17 protein-coding genes are annotated in these 19758 nt (G+C 71.1%); 6 read left to right on the top strand and 11 right to left on the bottom strand.

Going from position 1 to position 19758, the window contains the following annotated elements:
- Nucleotides 1-25 precede the first annotated feature (25 nt).
- A complete protein-coding gene (locus ACWGDB_RS38360) occupies nucleotides 26-778 on the top strand; it encodes an isocitrate lyase/PEP mutase family protein (protein WP_453826691.1) in 753 nt (250 codons plus the stop codon).
- 116 nt (nucleotides 779-894) lie between these two features.
- A complete protein-coding gene (locus ACWGDB_RS38355) occupies nucleotides 895-1320 on the top strand; it encodes an NUDIX hydrolase (RefSeq protein WP_453826690.1) in 426 nt (141 codons plus the stop codon).
- Here the strand turns inward: ACWGDB_RS38355 and ACWGDB_RS38350 are convergent.
- The 5 genes from ACWGDB_RS38350 to ACWGDB_RS38330 are packed head-to-tail and all read right to left on the bottom strand — an operon-like array spanning nucleotide 1307 to nucleotide 5814.
- Complete coding sequence (locus ACWGDB_RS38350; protein ID WP_453826689.1) at nucleotides 1307-2035, bottom strand: hypothetical protein; 729 nt, start codon at nucleotides 2033-2035, stop codon at nucleotides 1307-1309. The two genes, ACWGDB_RS38355 and ACWGDB_RS38350, sit on opposite strands and share 14 nt — an antisense overlap.
- Before the next feature lie 52 nt (nucleotides 2036-2087).
- Complete coding sequence (locus ACWGDB_RS38345; protein WP_453826688.1) at nucleotides 2088-3521, bottom strand: hypothetical protein; 1434 nt, start codon at nucleotides 3519-3521, stop codon at nucleotides 2088-2090.
- Nucleotides 3522-3580: 59 nt separating this feature from the next.
- Nucleotides 3581-4183 (bottom strand): TetR-like C-terminal domain-containing protein, encoded by a 603-nt coding sequence (locus tag ACWGDB_RS38340; RefSeq protein WP_453826687.1) that lies wholly within the window; start codon nucleotides 4181-4183, stop codon nucleotides 3581-3583.
- A 54-nt stretch (nucleotides 4184-4237) separates the two neighbouring features.
- Entirely contained in the window at nucleotides 4238-4921 is a 684-nt protein-coding gene (locus tag ACWGDB_RS38335; protein ID WP_453826686.1) for a response regulator, read from the bottom strand.
- Nucleotides 4918-5814 (bottom strand): sensor histidine kinase, encoded by an 897-nt coding sequence (locus tag ACWGDB_RS38330; RefSeq protein ID WP_453826685.1) that lies wholly within the window; start codon nucleotides 5812-5814, stop codon nucleotides 4918-4920. The genes ACWGDB_RS38335 and ACWGDB_RS38330 overlap by 4 nt, the downstream gene beginning before the upstream one ends.
- 139 nt (nucleotides 5815-5953) lie before the next feature.
- Here ACWGDB_RS38330 and ACWGDB_RS38325 point away from each other — a divergent pair, with 139 nt between their 5' ends.
- Together ACWGDB_RS38325 and ACWGDB_RS38320 are read left to right on the top strand one after the other, a co-directional pair.
- Nucleotides 5954-6661 (top strand): ABC transporter ATP-binding protein, encoded by a 708-nt coding sequence (locus ACWGDB_RS38325; RefSeq protein WP_453826684.1) that lies wholly within the window; start codon nucleotides 5954-5956, stop codon nucleotides 6659-6661.
- The gene (locus ACWGDB_RS38320) at nucleotides 6658-8973 is read left to right on the top strand and encodes an ABC transporter permease (RefSeq protein WP_453826683.1); all 2316 of its coding nucleotides are present in this window, start codon (nucleotides 6658-6660) and stop codon (nucleotides 8971-8973) included. Before ACWGDB_RS38325 ends, ACWGDB_RS38320 begins: the two co-directional genes overlap by 4 nt.
- Before the next feature lie 48 nt (nucleotides 8974-9021).
- Here ACWGDB_RS38320 and ACWGDB_RS38315 read toward each other — a convergent pair whose 3' ends face one another.
- Together ACWGDB_RS38315 and ACWGDB_RS38310 are read right to left on the bottom strand one after the other, a co-directional pair.
- Nucleotides 9022-9612 (bottom strand): GNAT family N-acetyltransferase, encoded by a 591-nt coding sequence (locus ACWGDB_RS38315; RefSeq protein WP_453826682.1) that lies wholly within the window; start codon nucleotides 9610-9612, stop codon nucleotides 9022-9024.
- An 84-nt stretch (nucleotides 9613-9696) separates the two neighbouring features.
- Nucleotides 9697-11016 carry a jacalin-like lectin gene (locus ACWGDB_RS38310; protein ID WP_453826681.1) on the bottom strand — a complete coding sequence of 440 codons (1320 nt, stop codon included), beginning with the start codon at nucleotides 11014-11016 and terminating at the stop codon, nucleotides 9697-9699.
- A 234-nt stretch (nucleotides 11017-11250) separates the two neighbouring features.
- On the opposite strand from ACWGDB_RS38310, the gene ACWGDB_RS38305 reads away from it, so the two are divergent.
- Together ACWGDB_RS38305 and ACWGDB_RS38300 are read left to right on the top strand one after the other, a co-directional pair.
- Nucleotides 11251-12975, top strand: coding sequence for a PHP domain-containing protein (locus ACWGDB_RS38305; RefSeq protein ID WP_453826680.1), 1725 nt, complete (start codon nucleotides 11251-11253; stop codon nucleotides 12973-12975).
- A 17-nt stretch (nucleotides 12976-12992) separates the two neighbouring features.
- On the top strand, nucleotides 12993-13484 hold the full coding sequence (locus ACWGDB_RS38300) for a hypothetical protein (protein ID WP_453826679.1): 492 nt from the start codon (nucleotides 12993-12995) through the stop codon (nucleotides 13482-13484).
- Between the two features lie 9 nt (nucleotides 13485-13493).
- Here ACWGDB_RS38300 and ACWGDB_RS38295 read toward each other — a convergent pair whose 3' ends face one another.
- Genes ACWGDB_RS38295 through ACWGDB_RS38280 form a run of 4 tightly spaced genes read right to left on the bottom strand, consistent with a single transcriptional unit; the run spans nucleotide 13494 to nucleotide 19546 of the window.
- Nucleotides 13494-16373, bottom strand: coding sequence for a glycoside hydrolase family 2 TIM barrel-domain containing protein (locus tag ACWGDB_RS38295; protein ID WP_453826678.1), 2880 nt, complete (start codon nucleotides 16371-16373; stop codon nucleotides 13494-13496).
- Nucleotides 16374-16401: 28 nt separating this feature from the next.
- Nucleotides 16402-17286, bottom strand: a complete 885-nt coding sequence (locus ACWGDB_RS38290; protein ID WP_453826705.1) for a carbohydrate ABC transporter permease — start codon at nucleotides 17284-17286, stop codon at nucleotides 16402-16404.
- 8 nt (nucleotides 17287-17294) lie between these two features.
- On the bottom strand, nucleotides 17295-18260 hold the full coding sequence (locus tag ACWGDB_RS38285) for a carbohydrate ABC transporter permease (protein WP_453826677.1): 966 nt from the start codon (nucleotides 18258-18260) through the stop codon (nucleotides 17295-17297).
- Between the two features lie 20 nt (nucleotides 18261-18280).
- Complete coding sequence (locus tag ACWGDB_RS38280) at nucleotides 18281-19546, bottom strand: ABC transporter substrate-binding protein (RefSeq protein ID WP_453826676.1); 1266 nt, start codon at nucleotides 19544-19546, stop codon at nucleotides 18281-18283.
- Between the last annotated feature and the right edge of the window lie 212 nt (nucleotides 19547-19758).

Raw genomic sequence — 19758 nt, 5'->3', positions numbered from 1 at the left:
CCGCCCGACCACCCGAGGCCCCCTCATGACGACGTTCGCCGAACTCCACCACCGCGACGAGCCCCTGCTGCTCCCCACCGCCTGGGACCACGCCTCGGCGCGAGCACTGGCGGAGCGGGGATTCCGCGCGATCGGCACGACGAGCCTCGGCGTCGCGGCCGCCGCCGGTCTGCCCGACGGGGCGTCGGAGACCCGTGACGAGACACTGCGGCTCGCCCTGGCCCTCGGCTCGGATCCGTACCTGCTCTCCGTCGACGCGGAGGACGGCTACAGCGAGGATCCCGACGAGGTGGGGGAGTTCGCGCGGCACCTCACGGCCGTCGGAGCCGTCGGTATCAACCTGGAGGACCGTCTCGGCTCCACCGCGCTGCACGCCGCGAAGATCACCGCGGTCAAGTCGGCGGCACCGGGCCTCTTCGTCAACGCCCGCAGCGACACGTATTGGACGGGGGACGGCACGGGGACGATCGACCGCCTCGATGCCTATCAACAAGCAGGTGCCGACTGCGTGTTCGTGCCGGGGCTCAGCGAACCCCGGGAGATCGCCGCCCTGGTGAGGCACCTCGACGTTCCGCTCAACATCCTCTACGCACCGACCGGCCCCACCGTCCCCCACCTGGCCGACCTCGGCGTTCGCCGCGTCAGTCTCGGCTCGCTGCTCTACCGCCGGGCGCTGGGCGCGGCGTTGGAAGCGGCCGAGGCGATCAGGGAGGGCCGGGCGCCGGGCGCGGCGGCCCCCTCCTACGGCGCCGTGGACGCCCTCGCCCGCCGGGGGTAGGGGAGCCCGTCGGGGCGATCTGACTCACAGCGACGGTGAGGCGCGCCCTGTTAGGCTTGACCCTTTCCCGGGTATCAGACCCTTTGGACTCATCACCGGCGAGGGACCGAGGAACCATGACCATGGACATCCCCGGCGACAGGCGACTGGCGGCCGCCGTCGTGATGGACGACCAGCAGCGGGTGCTTCTGGTGCGCCGCAGCGAGAGGGAACGGTTCCTGCCACGGGTGTGGGGTGTCCCCTGCGGAAAGCTGGAGCCCGGCGAGAGTCCCGAGGACGGGGCCCTGCGTGAGCTGAAGGAAGAGACCGGACTGCTCGGCGAGATCGTCCGCAAGGTCGGCGAGTCCTCGTTCCTCAGCGACTACCGGGGTCACGAGATCAAGAACTGGCAGGAGAACTTCCTGGTCAGGCCCTTGTCCACGGCGGTCACCCTGCCCGAGCCCGACCAGGCCGCCGCCTGGCTCGACCGGGCCGAGCTGACGTCGGTCGAGATCGACGAGTACAACCTCGACATCGTGCAACAGGCGTTCACCGGGCCCTGAGCCGTTCCGCCAGGTCCCGCAGCGCATCCAGATAGTCCCCGACCGGCAGGGGCACCTTCGCCACCGCGCCCGGGTGCGGGCCCGCCGCCGTGAACACATCGGTGTGGTCCCGCCGTTCGGCGCCCGTCTCCAGGAACAGCGTCACCGTGGGCACGTCCGTGTCGCACCAGGCCCGGTGCAGGGTGTGCGCGGGCAGGGCGTACGAGCTGCCCGCCGCGTACTGTCCCACGTGCGTCAGCCGCAGCCGCGCCGGACCGGCCGGCCTCAGGACCCAGTCGGCCGAGCGCTCCGCGAGCGACTCCTCGTAGCGGGCCGCCACCAGGTCGCCGACGCTGTCGCCGACCTCGTACAGCTCCATGGCCAGTCGGCCCCGTACGACATAGGAGGCCAGCGGCGAGCGGTGGTTGTGGATGTCCTCCTCGCCGATCGCGCCGGCGCCGGGATGCCACACGTGCGCGCGGAGCATCTGACGCGGACCGCCGTCGATCAGCAGCAGCTTGTCGAAGCCGAGGACATGACGGTACGACAGCCGTGCGCAGCCCTCCGGGTCGCCCTCGCCGGCGGCGAGTTCGGCGATCAGCTCCAACAGGCGGTCGGGTGAGCCGAGTTCGGCGACGACGCGGCGCGCCGCGGCCACCCGCTCGTGCTCGGGCAGTTCACCGTCCAGCGATTCGGCCAGCAGCCTCCGTGCCCCCAGGACCTGCCGACCGCCCACGCGCTCATCCTCCAACGCCCGCTCGCTCCAACCCCGCTCGTCACATCCGGGTTCAGCCATCCGGCTGGTACATCCATACGGCATGCGCGCGCAGCGCCGAAAGACCTTGATAGGTCATCCACATGGGCCGCCGCAGCTCGGTGCTGCCGCCCCGGCCCCAGGACCAGATGCCGTCCGTCTGCCCGGCCCACACCGCGGCGACGGCCCCGTCCAGCCGTACCCGCCACTCGTCCTCCAGCCCGTCGGCGCGGGCGATCTCCAGCGCGCCCGGCGAGAGCAGGGCGCGAACCAGCCAGGAGGCGGTGAAGTGCCGTACGTTCAGCACCTCGTGGCGGGACGGGTCGTCCGTACGCGGCCGGCGAACCTCCTCGTGCAGGTTCTCCAGGTCCGGGCAGGTGTCGTGCGGTGCGTCCGGACAGGACAGCAGCCAGCGGACGCCGTCCTCACGGGCGGTCCGGGCCCGGGCGCCACGCGCGTCCGTGTCCTCGCCCAGGACCCGGGCGGCCCGGTCCAGCGCGACGACGGCCTGCGCGGTGTGCAGCGGGGACGGTCTGCCGTACGGCGGCTGCAACCGGTAGCCCCAGCAGCGCAGATGCTCGCGGCGAGGGTCGCTGATCGCGCCGTCCGCGAGGACCTCGCGCAGCGCGGGAAGGATCTCGGAGCGGGGTGCGGCGCGCAGCAGCCCGCGCAGCACGGTGGTCACGACGTGGGTCGACTCCAGTCCGGCGCGGTCGAGTTGCCGGGTGAAGGCGCCGGTGCAGCGGTCCACCTCGGCTGCCAGCCGCTCGGCGGACGTGCCGGCCCGGGCCAGTGCGCCCAGCACCAGGGCGGTGACCTCCGGGCGGGCCTCGGAGCCCTGCGACCGCGCCGACCAGCCGCCGTCCGGGAGCCGCAGCCGCCACAGGGTGTCCACCAGGTCGCCGGTGCTCAGCCCTCCGTCGGGCACGCCCAGGTCGAGCATGATGTGCAGGCCGTACGCCGTACCGACGGGCGTCGGCCATGAGGGCGTGTTCTCGCCGAGGGAGTGCGGCCAGCCGGTGAGGCGCCCGCGCTCCGGGTCCGCCACGACCGACACCTGGTCGACGAGGGTGCCGTAGGCGGAGGCGAAGACCTTCGGGAGCGGGCCGGGCGCCCCCGGGGCCATGGCGGCAGGCCCTACGGCAGCGGCACCTGCGGGGTCGGCGGCGGCCGCCGCTGCCGCCCGGGCCCGCAGCAGCGCCGCCGCCAGCCAGGCCGCGACGAAGGTGGCGAGCCCGCTGACCCCGGAGATCACATAGCGCGCGGCCGAACCGTCGAGGGAGTCGGGCAGCACACTGAACAGGAACTGGAACACGCCGTACCCGGCGGCCGCCGCCCCGAGGCCGCCGAGCCAGCCGACGAAGCGCGCCGGGGGCGAGGTGTCCGAGGGGTCCTCGTCGGGCGCGGGAGGGTCGGGGCGAGGCTGACGGGCCCTCAAGGGGCCGCGTCCGAGCTGCTGTTGGGACAAGACGCACCCTCCCCCGTGGTGGCGGCGTGTGACCTCCGCGAAGCTTCCAGTCTAAGTGGTCAGCGTGGCGCCTGGGGTGGCTGCCCGCCGTGCTCGTTCCGCGGCCAGTTCGCGAGCGCCACGTGCAGGGCGTCGACGGCACGCTCCCAGGACTCCCGTACGTCGCGGGGAGCGCCGAAGGCGCCGGTGGACTCCAGGGCGCAGTAGCCGTGGAAGGTACTGCGCAGCAGGCGGACGGCGTCGGTGAGGTCGGGTTCCTCCAGGCCGTACGCGCGGAGCATCCCGTAGGTGATCTCTGCGGTGCGGCGCATGGCGGGGGAGTCGGCGACGAGGGCCTGGTCGACGCGGATCCGGGTCGCCGCGTACCGGCCCGGGTGCTGCAGGGCGTATTCCCGGTATGCGTCCGCGAACGCGGCCAGCGCGTCCTTGCCGGCCCGCCCGGCGACGGCGGCGGCGATCCGGTCGATCATCTCGCCGCCCGCCAGCAGGGCGACCCGGGTCCGCAGATCCTGGAGATTGCGGACGTGCGAGTACAGACTCGCGTCCTTCACCCCGAAGTGCCGGGCCAGCGCGGACAGGCTGACGTTCTCGAACCCGACCTCGTCGGCGAGTTCGGCGGCGGCCGCGGCGAGCCGGTCGGCGGTGAGTCCAGCGCGGGCCATGGGGTCGGTGACCTCCGGATATATGAGACTGGCCTGGGGCCCCTAGGGACCATCCTAGTGAGTGCCGGGCCGGACCAGCCCCGTCTCATACGCAAGGACCACGGCCTGAGCGCGGTCCCGCAGATACAGCTTGGCGAAGATGCGGGCCACGTGGGACTTCACCGTGGCCTCGCTCAGCGTCAGGTAGGCGGCGAGCTCCGTGTTGGACAGGCCCCGGCCCAGGAGCGTCAGGACCTCCAGCTCGCGGGGCGTCAGGGCGGCCAGGTCGGCGTGGACGGCGGGGGCGTGAGCGGCGGGGGTGGCGGCGAAGCGCTCGACCAGCCGACGGGTGATGGTGGGCGCCAGCAGGGCGTCACCCGTGCCGACCAGCCGTACGGCCGCCGCGAGGTGCTCGGGCGTGACGTCCTTGAGGAGGAAGCCGCTCGCGCCGATCGACAGGGCCGTGTAGACGTAGCGGTCCAGGTCGAACGTCGTCAGCATCAGCACCCGGCAGCCCGGCGCCTCTTCGAGGATCCGGCGAGTGGCGTCCAGGCCGTCCATGGTGGGCATGCGGATGTCCATCAGCACGACGTCCGGGCGCAGTTCGCGTGCCAGCGACACCGCCTCCAGGCCGTCCGCCGCCTCGCCGACCACCTCGATGCCGCGCACGGTCAGGATCAGCCGGAAGCCGGTCCGGATCAGCGTCTGATCGTCGACGATGAGCACGCGGGGAGTCGGCTCGGTCACCGGTGCCGTCATGACAGGTCCTGGGAGCGGTCCACGGGACGGTCCAGCGGGATGCGCGCCCGGACCCGGAAGCCGCCGCCCAGGCGCCGACGGGCGTCCAGATCGCCGCCGTACACCGCGACCCGCTCCCGCAGGCCCAGCAGGCCGCGCCCCGTTCCCTCCCGGTGCCGCTGGAGGGCCCGGCGGGGCTGCGCCGGCGGCGCGCCGCCGGTCAGCACGCTGGGGCCGGTGTTCAGCACCTCCACGCGCAGCGCGCGGTCCGCGTAGCGCACGGTGACCTCGGCCTTTCCGCCGTCGCCGTGCTTGAGCGCGTTCGTGAGCGCCTCCTGGACGATGCGGTACGCCGTCACGTCGATGCCTTCCGGAAGGGGGCGGGGTTCGCCGGAGATCCGGACCTCGACGGGCAGCCCCGCGAACGAGACGCGGTCGACGAGTTGGCCGAGCCGGTCCAGACCGGGCTGCGGGGTGAGGTCGACGGCGGCGGTGGTGCCGCACGCGTCCCGGCCCTCGTCCGAGTCGTCGTCCTCGCCGCTGGGTGACGGCGCCAGCAGCCCGAGCAGATGCCGTAGATCCGTCATCGCGCCCCGCCCGGCGTCCTCCACCGCGCGCAGCGCCGCCGAGGCCTCGTCAGGCATGGTGCCCAGCACCTCGCGGGCGGCGCCTGCCTGGACGACCATGAGGCTGACGTTGTGGCTGACGATGTCGTGCAACTCGCGGGCGATACGGTCCCGTTCGGCCGTCACCGCCGCGCGGGCCGCGCCCTCCCGCTCACGCTCCAGCAGCCAGCCGAGCTCTCCGACGGCCTGCAGTCGGCGGCGCCGCGTCCGCAGCAGCGCGACGCTCAGCACGAGTACGGCCGCACCCGCCACCGCCGCCGTGACCCAGCCAGGTTCCCAGTCCCCCATGGGGCTCACCCTGACAGACGATCACCGCGAACGCATCGGCCCGGAGATGCAGGCCCTGCATCCCGAGGATGAGGTGACCGGCGACATGCCATCCGGGGAGGGATGTCAGGGCGTCGCCCTGCCTCGTAGCGTCATGTCCATGAGCAGTGAAGACAGCAGGGCAGAGGCCGTCGTACGGCTCGACGGCGTGCGCAAGGAGTACGGCGAGACGAACGCCCTGGCCGGCGTCTCGTTGGAGATCCGGGCCGGGGAAGCCGTGGCCGTGATGGGCCCCTCCGGGTGCGGGAAGTCCACGTTCCTCAACATGATCGCCGGACTGGACCGGCCGACGGGCGGCACGGTCGTCGTACACGGGGAGAACGTGGGGGAGCTGAGCGAGAAGGGGCTCGCGCTGTACCGGCGGCGCCGGATCGGCATGATCTTCCAGTTCTTCAACCTGATCGACGACCTGTCGGCCCTCGACAACGTGGCGCTGGCGGCCCAGTTGACCGGCACCCCGGCCCGGCAGGCCCGCCGTCGTGCCCTGGAGCTGTTCGACGAACTCGGCATCGCCGACCGGCGCAACGCCTATCCCGCCGTGCTCAGCGGAGGCGAGCGCCAACGCGTCGCCGTCGCCAGGGCGTTGATGAACCGCCCCGCCCTGCTGCTGGCCGACGAGCCGACCGGCGCCCTGGACAGCCGCTCCGGCGAGCAGGTGATGGACCTGCTGCTCGACCTCAACCAGATCGGCCAGACGCTGATCCTGGTGACCCACGACGAGCATCTCGCCCGGCGCTGCGCCAGCCGTCTGATCCGGTTCGCCGACGGCCGGGTGACCGGCGAGCACACCCTGGAGCCGTCCGTATGAGCGCCGTGTGGCGCGCCGCCCGGGCGGCGGTACGGCGGCGCAGACTCCAGACGCTCGTCATCGCGCTGGTCACGCTGACCTCGACGGCGGCCATGGTGGTGGCCCTCGGCCTGGTCGACGCGGCCTCCGCCCCCTTCGACAAGGCCTTCGCCGAACAGCGCGGCCCGCACGTCGTCGCCGCCTTCGACCCCGCCGAGGTCTCCGACACACAGCTGACGCAGGCCGCTGGGCAGCCCGGCGTCGAGACCGCCGCGGGCCCCTACGCCCAGGCCACGGTCGAACTCCCGGACGGCAGCATGCACTTCGGGCTCGGCAACGAGATCACGGTCGTCGGCCGCGCCGACCCCGACGGCCCCGTGGACCGGCTGGACCTGTGGGCCGGCCGCTGGGCCACCCGGCCCGGCGAGGTCGTCCTGAACCGGCAGTCCGACTGGACCGCGGACGACCTCGGCAAGCGGCTCCCGATGCCCTCGGGCGGCCCGGACCTCACCGTCGTGGGGTTCGCCTTCGACCTGAGCCGCACCGCGGACGCCTGGGTCGCGCCCGAGCAGATCGACGCCCTGCATCCGACGGTCACCCAGATGCTGTTCCGCTTCCCCGACGCCGCCACGGACGACGCGCTGCGCGCGCAGCTCGCCACGGTGACCGAACAGCTCCCGGCGGACGCGCTCGCCGCCTCCCGGTCGTATCTCACCCTCAAGCACCAGGTGAGCAGCTCGGCCCGGGCGTTCACGCCCTATCTCATGGCCTTCGGCATCCTGGGCATCGCGGTCGCGATCCTCATCGTCGCCAACGTCGTCAGCGGTGCCGTGATCTCCGGCTTCCGGCACATCGGCGTGCTGAAGGCTCTGGGGTTCACCCCGGGTCAGGTCGTCGCCGTCTACCTCACGATGATCTCCGTACCCGCGGTGCTCGGCTGCGCGTTCGGCACCGCGGTGGGCAACCTGCTGGCACGCCCCTTCTTCGGGTTCGTGTTCACGGGCCCGGACGCCGGGGTGTTCCACGACACCGTCACGGTCGCGCCCTGGATCAACGCCCTCACCCTGCTCGGCATGCCCGCCGTCTGCATCCTTGCCGCGCTCGGCCCCGCGCTGCGCGCCCACCGGATGCCGGCGGCGCGGGCCATCAGCGCGGGCAGCGCCCCACGCCCCGGCCGTGCGCTCGGGATCCAGCGCCGACTGGCCGGCAGCGGGCTGCCGCGCTCGGTCAGCCTGGGGATGGGCCTGCCGTTCGCCCGGCCCGGCCGCAGCGCCCTGACGCTGGCCGCCGTGGTCCTCGGTGTGACCACGGTGACCTTCGCGACCGGTCTGGCGACGACGATGACCCGGTTCGGCGAGGCCGGACGCGACACGTACCAGGTCACCGTGTACGCCTCCAACGTCAAGAACGGCAAGGAGCTTCTGCCGGAGCACGGTGACCGCGAACTCCACACGCTCCTGGGCGAGTTGCCCGGCGCCACCGCGGTCACCGCCCGGGCGAACGTCGACGTACGCCTCGCGGGGTCCGCGCACCCGGTGATGCTCGAAGGGCGTCGTGGCGATCGGACCCAGCTGGACAGCGTGCTCACGGCGGGCCGATGGACGCGGGGCGACGGCGAGGTCGTGGCCGGATCGGCCTTTCTGCGCCAGAACGGCGTACGGGTCGGCGACCGGGTCAGCCTGGAGAAGGGCGGCCGGACCGAAAAGGTACTGGTCGTCGGGGAGTTCATGGAGAGCAATGCCCGGATCGTGGTCGGCGGCTGGACGACGCTGACGGCGCTGGCCCCGGACGAGCGGCCCATCGCCTACCACGTAGGCCTCCGCGACGGCACCGACCCGAAGGCCTACGCCCGCGCTGCCCGAGCCGCCGACCACGGGATCACACCCGATGTGAGGGGCGCGAACTCCGTCACGCAGACCGTCATCGGCTCGGCCACCGCGCTCACGGTGATGCTCACCGTCGTCGCCTCTCTCGGCGTCTTCAACACCGTCGCCCTCAACACCCGTGATCGCAGGCGTGACTTGGGCATGCTGAAGTCGATCGGCATGACCCCGCGGCAGGTCACGGTGATGACGGTGACGTCGATGGCGGTCCTCGGCGCCCTCGGCTCCCTGCTCGGCATCCCGCTGGGCGTGGCGGGCTACGAGCTGGTGATCCCCCGGATGGTGGACGCCGTCGACATCACCCTGCCCCCGTACATGACGGACGTCTGGCGGGCACCGGCCCTGGCCGGACTGGCTCTTGCGGGCGTGGTGATCGCGGTGCTGGGAGCGTTCGTCCCGGCGCGCAGGGCGGGGCGGCTGACGATCGCCCAGGTACTGCGGAGCGAGTGACTTCCCCCGGGCGGGCCGCTCGGACCGCATGACACCGCGCAGGCGCTCTCATGACTCGTCAGGCACCCGGCGAGCCATGAAGAGCGCCTGTTCACCGGCCGACTCCGTGCCGTCGTACAGCGAGGTGTCCAGCCCGCAGAAGGAGAAGCCCATGCGGAGGTAGGCGCGAATCGCGGGAGCGTTGATGTTGCTGACCTCGAGCCAGACATGGCCCGCCCCGCACTCCCGCGCGAAGTCGAAGGCGTGGTTCATCAGCGTCCGCCCGATCCCCTTGCCCCGCCACGCCGGAGCGACCTCGATGTCGCGGATGGTCAGGCGGGCGTTCCATGGGGCGAAAGAGGTCTCCACCACGCCGCACAGCCGGTCCCCGTCGAGGGCGACCACCGTCCGCTCGAGTCCGGGAGGGCCGTCGTCGTCCTCGCTGCCGTCCTCGGCGGGGAAGACCTTGTGGAGGGGAGGGTGCACGGAAGCCTGGCGGATGCTGAATCCGTCGTCGGTCGCGGCCACCTCGAACACGGAGTCCGTCGTGAAAGACCCGTCGAGTTCCGCGAGGGCCGTCCCGTCCTCGGGCCGCGCCGGCCGGTAGAGGATGGTCCCCACGTCGCCGAGCACCGTCGCATCGTCCCCAGTCGTCTCCATGCCACGACCGTACGCGGACGTGGAGCTCCCGCCCGGACAGGGGTGCACAAGACCGTCCGGGCGGGGGCGTCCCTGCGGGCGGGGTCAGCTGATCGGCGCGTACAGCACACCGAGCTTGTCGAGCTCGTCCCCCGACCGGCCCGTGAACCCGACGATCTGCCAGCCGGACGGCGCCGTGAAGGTCGTGGCTGCCGAGGTGGCCGTACCGGCGGAGAGGGTGCGGCCCCGGTCCGTGGTGAAGACGGCCGAGAAGATCCGCGTACGACCGTCCTTCTGGCCCTGCGACAGCTTTACGGCGGTGAGGTGCTCGCCACCGGCCAGGGTCAGGGACGTCGCCGTGCCACCCGCGCCGCCATGGGTGAGCGCCGTGCCGCCGTCGTGCGTGAGGGACACCGCGTCCAGGCGGCTGCCGCCACGCAGGGTGAGGGTGCGCGGGGACACGGCCACCGGCAGGTCGTCCGCGTCGTTGAAAGCCGTGCCGTGCGGGCCGCCGAAGAAGTCGCTCGCCTTCAGGGCCGGGTTGAGGGTGTAGGAGAAGTCGACCGTGTGCGGAAAGTGGTCGGAGAGGTGCTTGCCGTCCGAGCGGAGGAACTTCGCCCAGTCGTTGTTGTAGCGGGTGGCGGTCAGGCCCAGCAGCTTGCTGCCGCGGTAGAGGACCTTGTCGACGACCTCGCAGTCATCGGCCGGTGCGGTCGCGTCGCACAGCAGGGCGTCGCTGCCCGCCGCCGGGGGAGTGCCGCCCTTGACCAGCTGCACCCAGGCGTCGGTCAGGCCGTTCTCGGCGACCAGTGTGCGGATGTTGTCGCCGACGCGGGTGTAGCGGGTGTTGGTGTCGCCCATGACGACGACGGCGTTGCCGGACGAGTTGGCCCGGATGAAGTCCGACAGCTGCTCGACGTTGGCGCGGCGCGCGGCGAGGGCGGCGTCGTCGGAGTCGGCGTTGGTGTGGACGTTGTAGAGGTCCACGAACACGCCCTCGGCGAGGCGCACCCGGGCCAGCGTGAAGCCCTTCGGGGTCAGGCAGTTCGTGCCGGTGCAGTTGTTCCACCTCACCCGCTCGAAGTCCTCGAAGGAGTGGTCCGAGAGGGTGTTGAGACCGTCGCCGATGCCCGCGCCACCGCTGGTCGCCGTGCGGTGCGGGTGGGTGTCGTTGGCGTACAGCGAGGCGTGGTAGTTGAAGTCCTCCTGGACGTTCACGATGTCGTACGGGGCCAGCCGCTGCCCGATGAGCGGGGTGTTCGTCTCGGGGTCGCTGTCGCCGAGGCCGAGCGGGAGACCCGCGACGTTGTACGTCAGGACGTTGAAGGTGCCGGAGTCGGCGGCCGTCGCGGGCGTGGCCGCGGTCGTGGCGAGGCCGGTGAGGGCCAGTGCGGCGGCCGCGAGGGTGCCGATGAGTCTTCTCATGGTGGGGGAGTCTCCGGGGGTGACGGGGGCCAGGAAGGTGAGCGCTGTTCAGATTCCGTGTCAACGAGGGTGACGTACAAGGGCCGTTGGGGAAACAGTGAGGGACGTGGCGTTCCGCCGCGTCAGGGGCACCCGGCCGCCACGCGCCGCTCGTTCAACGTTCATGTTTCGCCTTGATCCTCCACACACGGCGCAGCAGCGCCGTCGAAGGCAGCGCCATCCAGGAGGCCTTTCATGGGACACGGGCACGCGCACGGTCATCACCATCACGGACACGGCCATGACCACGACCACTCGCACGACGCGGCGGCATCCGCCCTGCCCGCCGCCTTCGACACCGCCGTGCCGGACGAGGCCCTGACCCCCGAGCAGCAGTCGCGCCGCACGCTGCTGCGCCGGGCGGGTCTGCTGGGCGCCGGGCTGGCCGCCGGCAGCGTCGTCGCCCCGGCCACGGCCGCCGCCACGCCCGCCGCCTCCGCGTCCTCGGCCTCGGGCGGCCGTAGACCGAACGGCTTCCTGTGGCTGGCCGGTGACCACCACATCCACACCCAGTACAGCAGCGACGGCAAGTACCGCGTCGTCGACCAGGTCCGTCAGGGCGCCAAGCACGGCATGGACTGGCTGGTCATCACCGACCACGGCAGCACCACCCACGCCAAGATCGGCGTCGAGAAGGTCAACCCGGACATCCGGGCGGCCCGGTCCGCGTACGAGGACACCCTCGTCTTCCAGGGCCTGGAGTGGAACATCCCGGCCGCCGAACACGGCACCGTCTTCGTCCACCCCGGCAAGAACGAGGTCTCCGTCCTCAAGCAGTTCGAGAACGACTACGACGGCGGCGTGAAGAACGCCGGCGACTCGACGCCCGCCAACGAGGCGCTCGCCGTCGCCGGGCTCAACTTCCTTGCCGAGCAGGTGGAACGGCGCAAGGTCAAGGACGCGCTGATGCTCGCCAACCACCCGGCGCGGCGCGGTGTCGACTCCCCGCACGAGATCCGCGGCTGGCGGGACGCGGGCCGTACCCGGCAGATCGCCATCGGCTTCGAGGGCGCCCCCGGCCACCAGGCGGCCGGCCTGCCCGCACCCCTCGGCATGGCCCGCGCCCGCGGCATCTACGACAACAACCCCGGCGCCAACTCCTTCGCCGGCTACCCCCTGGAGAGCTACCGCACCTGGGGCGGCTTCGACTGGATGACCGCGACCGTCGGCGGCCTGTGGGACAGCCTCCTCGCCGAGGGCAAGCCGTGGTGGATCACCGCCAACTCCGACTCCCACCAGGTGTACGGGGACACGGCCGCGCGCGGGGGCGGTGACTTCAACGCCAACGGGCGCTACGACGACCCGGTCTACGCCGGCCAGATCGACATCACCCAGGGCGACTACTGGCCCGGCCAGTACAGCCGTACGCACGTCGGCGCCGACGGCTTCTCCTACGCCGCCGTCATGGACGGCATCCGCGCGGGCCGCATCTGGGTCGACCACGGCCGGCTGCTCAGCGGCCTCGACGTCCGTGTGACGGGCGGCCGCCGCTGGGCCACGCTCGGCGGCGCCCTGCACGTCCGGAAGGGCACGAGCGTCACCCTGACCGTCGACGTGGCGATGGCGGGCGGCCCCAACTGGGCCGGTTTCGTCCCCGAGTTGGCCCGCGTGGACGTCATCGAGGGCGATGTGACCGGCCCGGTCGCGGACCGGGACACCTTCACCGCGCCGACGGCGAAGGTGGTCAAGTCGTACGAGGTGAACAAGTCGGCCGGCGTCGTCAGCCTCACGTACGACCTCGGCAAGGTCGACCGCCCCGTCTACGTCCGCCTGCGCGGCACCGACGGCAACCGCGGCGCCGTCGGCGCGATGGGCGCGGCCGTCGACCCGGCCGGCCCGGCCATCGACGTCGTCGGCGATGCCGACCCGTGGCGCGACCTGTGGTTCTACACCAATCCGGTGTGGGTCCTGCCCTCGTGACACCGTACGTTCTGACTGTGGACGCGGGTGTCAGGGACCTCCGCGGCGCCGACCACCTGCTCCACTCCCTGGCGGCGGAACTCACCCTCCCCGAGGGCACGTTCGGCTGCACCCATCTGGTACGGGGAGACCGCCCGAGGGTCGTCGTCTCCCTCACCCTGCCGTCGGAGCCGCTCCTGCGTACCGCCCAGGAGCGGCTCACGACCGGCGGATACGAGGTGTCACCCGGCCCACCCGACACGGTGGGCCGGGCGGTCCTCTACCCGGGCGCCCCCGGCCTCACCGGCACCCTGACGATCGCCGAGCTGCTGTCCCGTTCGGCGATCGACCGGGTGACGGTCCTGGGCACACCGGGCCAACCGTCCCCGGCCACCCGGCTGATCACCGGCGACCACGTACGCCCGCAGTGGCAGAACGACGAACTCGTTCTGACCACCATGCCGGCGGTGGGCGGCACGCTGGTGCCCTTCGAGGTGGCGGATCCCACGCCGTGCTGTGCGGATCACTGACGGGGTCCGTCACTCAGCGGCCGAGAACACGAACGAGAACTCCGTCGGCTCCGCGTTCAGGAAGTACTGCGGCAGCGGGCCCGGACCGCAGGACTGTGTGCCGATGCCGTGCTGGCCATGGTCGAGGTTGATCCAGAGCGTGTCACCCGGCGTGAGGTCGGTCGGATGACGGGCCGCGTCCAGCTGCTCGTTGGTCCAGCGGCGGGCGCTGAACCAGAACTCCGGGTCACCCTCGATCCTCAGTCCGCCGAGTTCGGCCCAGCGGACGTCGGCGCGGGCGCCGTTCTCCTGGGGCCGTACGTACGGGGTGTGCAGGGCGTCGATGCCCGGCAGCCACTGACCGAGCCGTGAGGCGGCACGGGTGTCGGGGTATGCCTCGCCGCCGCCACCGAAGTACAGGACCTCCTGCGCGGCGTCGGCCGGCAGGCCGAAACGGACGCCGAGGCGGGGGAGCGGAACCGTCCAGTGGCCCTCCGGAGTCACGGACACCGTCAGCTTCAGCAGGGCGCCGTCGGACGTCCAGCGGTACACAGTGCGCAGGCCCAGGTCGGCGGCGGCGGGTGCCACCCGGGTGCGGACGGTCAACGCGTCGTCGGCCGGCTCCACGGCGTCCAGTCGGTGCTGCATGCGGTGCAGGCCGAGCTTGCGCCACAGCACGCCGTAGCGCGTGTCGTCCTGCCAGGACGCGCCGTCGTCGTTGTCGGTCGTCGCCCGCCACACGTCCAGGCGCAGCCCGGTCACGTCGAGTCCGCAGATCGTCGTCGGACGCCCCGAGCGGGCGTCGAAGGCCGCCGGGCCCAGGGTGATCAGCCGCTCGCCGGGCACGGGCCGCTGCGAGGCTGCGACGGTGACGGGCGTGCGGGGGGTGACGGTCTCCTGGCCCCACGCCACCTCGTGGCCCTTGGGCCCCCACGGCGTGTCCTCGGCCAGCAGCGCGCGGACCGTCCACTGGACGTCGTCGCCGTTGCCGTCGGGCGCGGCAGCCGGCAGCTTGACCTCCGCCGACTCACCCGGCGCGAGCGGCGGCACGGTGAGCGTGTGCGCGCCCGTGGGGAATCCGTCCACCTGGTGGGAGAACTCGAACTCCAGGTGCGACAGATCGCCGAAGTCGTACGCGTTCGTCACGCGTACGGTGCCGTCGGCGCCGTCGCCCTCGATGCGGACCGGCTCGATGACCTTCTTGTACTCGACGAGCCCCGGGGAGGGGGTCCGGTCCGGGAAGACCAGACCGTCGCAGACGAAGTTGCCGTCGTGCAGTTCCTCGCCGAAGTCGCCACCGTAGGCGTAGCCCAGCTCGGGGTGCCTGATGCCGTGGTCGATCCACTCCCAGATGAAGCCGCCCTGGAGCCGGTCGTGCGCCTCGAAGATCCGCTGGTAGTCGGCGATGCCGCCCGGACCGTTGCCCATCGCGTGCCCGTACTCGCACTGGATGAAGGGGAGTTCACGCCTCTTCCCCGCACCCCCGTCCAGGCCCCGCCCGATGCGCTCGACCTCCTCGTGGGCGGCGTACATCCGTGAGTACACGTCCGTGTCCCGGCAGTTCCAGTCGCCCTCGTAGTGCACGAGCCGCGAGGCGTCCCGGCCGTGGATCCACTCGGCCATCGCGGTGAGGCCGCGCCCGGTGCCGGCCTCGTTGCCGAGGGACCAGAAGACGACCGACGGGTGGTTCTTGTCGCGCTCGACCATGCGGGCCGCCCGGTCCAGGAGGGCCGGGGTCCAGCGGTCGTCGTCGACGGGGTTGTCGCGCCAGCCCTGCTCGGTGAATCCGTGGGTCTCCAGGTCGCACTCGTCGATGACCCACAGGCCGTACTCGTCGCACAGGTCGAGGAAGGCCGGGTGCGGCGGGTAGTGCGAGGTGCGCACCGCGTTGAGGTTGTGTCGCTTCATCAGCAGCACGTCCTCCCGCATGGTCTGCACGTCGAGGGCGCGGCCCCGCTCGGGGTGCCACTCGTGCCGGTTGACGCCCTTGAAGAGGATCGCCTTCCCGTTGACCTTGATCAGGCCGTCCTCGAGGGCGACCGTACGGAAGCCGATGCGCAGCGGTACGCGCTCGCCGGCCGTGACCAGCTCGCCGTCGTACAGCTTCGGAGCCTCCGCCGACCACGGCTCGACCGGGACCGTCACCGGCTCGCCGGCCTCGACATCGATGTCGAGGCCGGGCACGGACACCCGCCCTTCGACGTCGGAGTCGACGCGCAGGGTGCCCTCACCCGTGGTGTGGTCGTACGAGGCGTGCACGAAGAAGTCGCCCGCCGCGCCCGCCGGGCGGTGCAGCAGGGTGACGTCACGGAAGATGCCGGGCAGCCACCACTGGTCCTGGTCCTCCAGGTACGAGCCGGCCGACCACTGGTGCACACGGACGGCGAGCACGTTGCCGGCCGGCTTCAGCAGCGGCCCGACCGCGAACTCGTGCGGCAGGCGGGAGCCCTTGAACTCGCCGAGCTCCGTGCCGTTCAGCCAGACGCGGGCGCAGGACTCGACGCCGTCGAAGCGCAGCACGGCGCCGCCGTCGTCCGGGGCGGGCCAGCCGTCCGGCAGGTCGAAGACGCGCAGGTGGTCGCCGGTCGGGTTCTCGGTCGGCACGTGCGGCGGGTCCACGGGGAACGGGTAGAGGTGGTTGGTGTAGATCGGCGAACCGAAGGCGCCGTCGCCCTGCAGGACCCAGTGGCCCGGGACCGTGACCTCGGCCCAGCCCCCGGCGTCGTATCCCTCCCCGGCGAACGAGTCGTCCTCGGCGTCGGCGGTCGCCGACAGACGGAAGCGCCAACTGCCGTTCAGAGAAAGCGACTTCGCGTCCGAGGAGGCGTACCAGGCGCGGGGCGGGAGGGCCCCCCGGCCCGGGGAGACGTCCTCGACGTAGTCGACGGAGGGCGTGGTGCGGAAAGACATCGGTCTCCAGCTCTTGGGAATGAAGGCGTCAGCCCTTGATGCCCGTCTGCGCGATCCCCTGCACCAGCCAGCGCTGAAGGAAGAGGAAGACGAACACCAGGGGCAGGATGGAAACGGCCGTGGCCATGAAGATCAGATGGAAGACCACGGTCTGGTTGGTCATATAGCTGGAGAGTGCGACCTGAACGGTCCAGGCACTCGGATCCTGCCCGATGACCAGCGGCCACAGGAAGGCGTTCCAGCCGTTGATGAAGGTGATGGTCGCCATCGCCGCGAAGAAGTTCAGCGAGTTGGGTACGACGACACGCCAGTACGCGCCCCAGTAGCCCAGGCCGTCCATGCGTGCCGCCTCCTCCAGTTCCTTGGGGAACCCCAGGAAGTACTGCCGAAAGAGGAAGCAGGTAAAACCACTGAACAATCCCGGAATGATGAGACCCCGGTAGGTGTCCACCCAGCCGAGCGAGGAGACCAGCACGAAGCTCGGCACGAAGGTGACCGCGGTCGGCACCATCAGGGTGCCCAGGACGGCGTAGAACACCTTGTTGGCGTGCTTGTACGGGATGCGGGCCAGGCCGTAGCCCGCGAGGGAGCACACCAGCAGGACGCCGACGGTGTGCAGGGTGGCCACGACCGCCGAGTTCCACAGGGACTGGGCGAACGGGACCGTCCCGTCGCTGAAGAGCTCGCTGATGTTGCCCCACTGGATGTCCGTCGGGAAGAACTTCCAGTTCTCTCCGGTGATCTCGGCGTCGGTGGAGAGGGCGTTGCGGACGAGGATGTAGAAGGGGATCAGGAAGAGGAAGGCAGCGACGGCCGTGGCGATGTAGAGGCCGGTGGAGCTCATCACGCCGCCACCGCGCCTGACCGGGCCGGGCGTGTCCGGCTTCGACGCGGAGCCCCGCGCCTTGGGCATGGTGGTGGTCACTTGGACTCGTCCCCCCTTCCGAAGCCCATGATCTTGCCCTGGAGCAGGGTCACGGCACAGATCAGCACGGTCAGGATCAGCGCGCCCGCGCTGCCGGCACCGTAGTCCTGGCTCTCGCCCAGGGCCTTGTAGTACAGCTCGACGAGCGGCGGACGGCCCCAGGTGGTCTTCGACAGCAGGTTGTAGAACTCGTCGAAGGCCTGATAGGCGGCGATGAGCAGCAGCAGGATCACCGCGGTGGACGTGGCGCGCAGCTGGGGCAGGGTGATGTACCGGAAGGTCTGCCAGCCCGACTTGGCGCCGTCGATGGCGGCGGCCTCGTACAGTTCCTCCGGGATGTTCTGGAGCGCGGCGATGAACAGGATCATGTAGAAGCCGGACTGCAGCCACAGCCGGGCGGTCACGATGACCAGCCAGTACCAGGGCGGGTTGGGGTCGATCAGCCAGGCGATGTTCTCGATCCCGAACCAGCCGAGGAACGTGTTCATCAGGCCGAAGCGGACGCCGCTGAAGATGGACATCTTCCAGATGAGGGCCGCGGCGACATAGCTGACCGCGGTCGGCAGGAAGAAGACCGAGCGGAAGAACGCCCGCATGAAGCGCATCCGGTTCACCAGCAGGGCCAGACCCAGCGAGAGCGCCCAGGTGGTGGGCACGATGAACGCGGCGAAGACGGTGAAGGTGCCGAGCGAGCCGACGAAGTCGTCGTTCGTCAGCATGTACGTGTAGTTGTCGAATCCGACGAACTTGTCCGGCGTGACGGTGAAGCGGGCCTCGAAGAAGCTCAGCCAGAGGCTCCAGAGGATCGGCGCGTAGACGAAGATCGCCAGACCGATCAGGAACGGCCCGGTGAAGAGCCAGAAGGCGAACGTGGGGCTGCCCCGCAGACCCCGCCGCGGCTTGGCCGGGGAGGCCTTCGCCGGGGCGGAGCTCGCGAGGTCGAGCTCGGTGGTCGTCGACATGTCGTGGTCCGTCCCGCGGCCTATCCGAACAGCTTCTTGAGCTCGCGGTTGACGGCCGCGTCGCACTTGTCGAGGGCGGCCTCCGGGTCCATGTCCTTGCGGACACAGTTGGCGAAGACGTCCTCGAACGCGGTGCGCATGGCCTGGGTCCAGCCGATGTTGTCGAAGTGGCCGAACTCGTTGAAGAGCCGGACCCCCTCAGCGGCGTTGCCCGACTTGAGCTTGGTGGCCTCCTTGGCGAGCGAGGTGCGCGGCGGGATGTGGAAGCCGTAGGAGGTGGCCCAGTCCTCCTGGTACTCCTTCTGGTCGAGCCACAGCCACTTCACGTACTCCTTGGCCGCGTCGACGTTCTTGCCCTTGGCGTTGACGAACATCGACCAGCCGCCGTTGTATACCGACTGCTTGCCGTTGTCCGTGACCTTCGGGAAGGGGAAGACGCCCCAGTCGTCGCCGAGCGCGTCCTGGATCTGCGGCATCGCCCACATTCCGCAGAACTGGATGGCACACAGGCCCTGGTTGAGCGAGGAGGGATCCCAGGACTCGGTCGGGGCGCCGAGGAGAAGGTCGCCGCTGGTGAACAGCCGGCGCATCTTCTTCAGGCCCTCGACGACGCCGTCCGTGTGATAGGCGATCTCGTTCTTCTCGGTGAGGTGCTCGGCGCCGGCCGACCAGATCAACGTGTCGTTGACGCTGTGCAGGTCGTTGCCCATGTACAGACCCTTGACCTTGCCGGTGGTCAGCTTGGCCGCGGCCTCCATCAGCTCGTCGAGCGTGGTCGGCACCTCGACCCCGGCCTTCTCCAGCATCGACTTGCGGTAGAAGAAGAACTGCGGGTCGTCGATCATCCGGACGCCGTATATCTTCCCGTCGACCGTGTGCGACTTGATGTCGGCCGGGTTGAAGTCGTCCTTGACCGGGTCGATGATGTCGGTCAGGTCCGCCACCTGGCCGCTCTTGACCATTTGGATCTGCGGGTGGAACTCGAAGAGGTCCGGCGCGTTGTCGGTGAGCAGGGCCGAGAAGAGCTTGCTCTCGAAGTCCGCGCTGGTGATCCACTGCGTGGTCACGTTGGCTTCCTTGTACGCCTTCGCGTACCGCTTGATGGCCTGCTCGGTGCCCGCCTCGCCGTACGCGTGGAACATCTGCACGAGGCTGGTGCCCGAACCGGACCCGCCCCCACGTCCGTTGTTGCCGCCGCACGCGGCAAGCCCGCCCGCGGCGGCCAGACCCATCGCGGCCCGCAGAACGGTTCGGCGGTCCCAGTTGCTGTTGCTCGATGCCGACATGCTGACGTCCTTGTCTCGAGTACGGCTCGGCCCTGTGCCTGGCTGGAGCGGCTCAGCGCCAGATGGCTCAAAGGGGGGTGCGGTGCCGGACGTTAACCTTCGGCTAAGGCTTCGGCAAGGGGTTGGACGAAGTCTGTGCGAAGCGTTGCGCGGCGTTCGGGATACCGGACGTGACGGGCCGTCAGGGTGTCCCTCGACGCGGCCCCGAGCGG

The sequence above is a fragment of the Streptomyces sp. NPDC055013 genome, from assembly GCF_053608645.1.
Note: the sequence above shows the minus strand (reverse complement) of the source record. Positions and strands in the feature narration are given on the sequence as shown.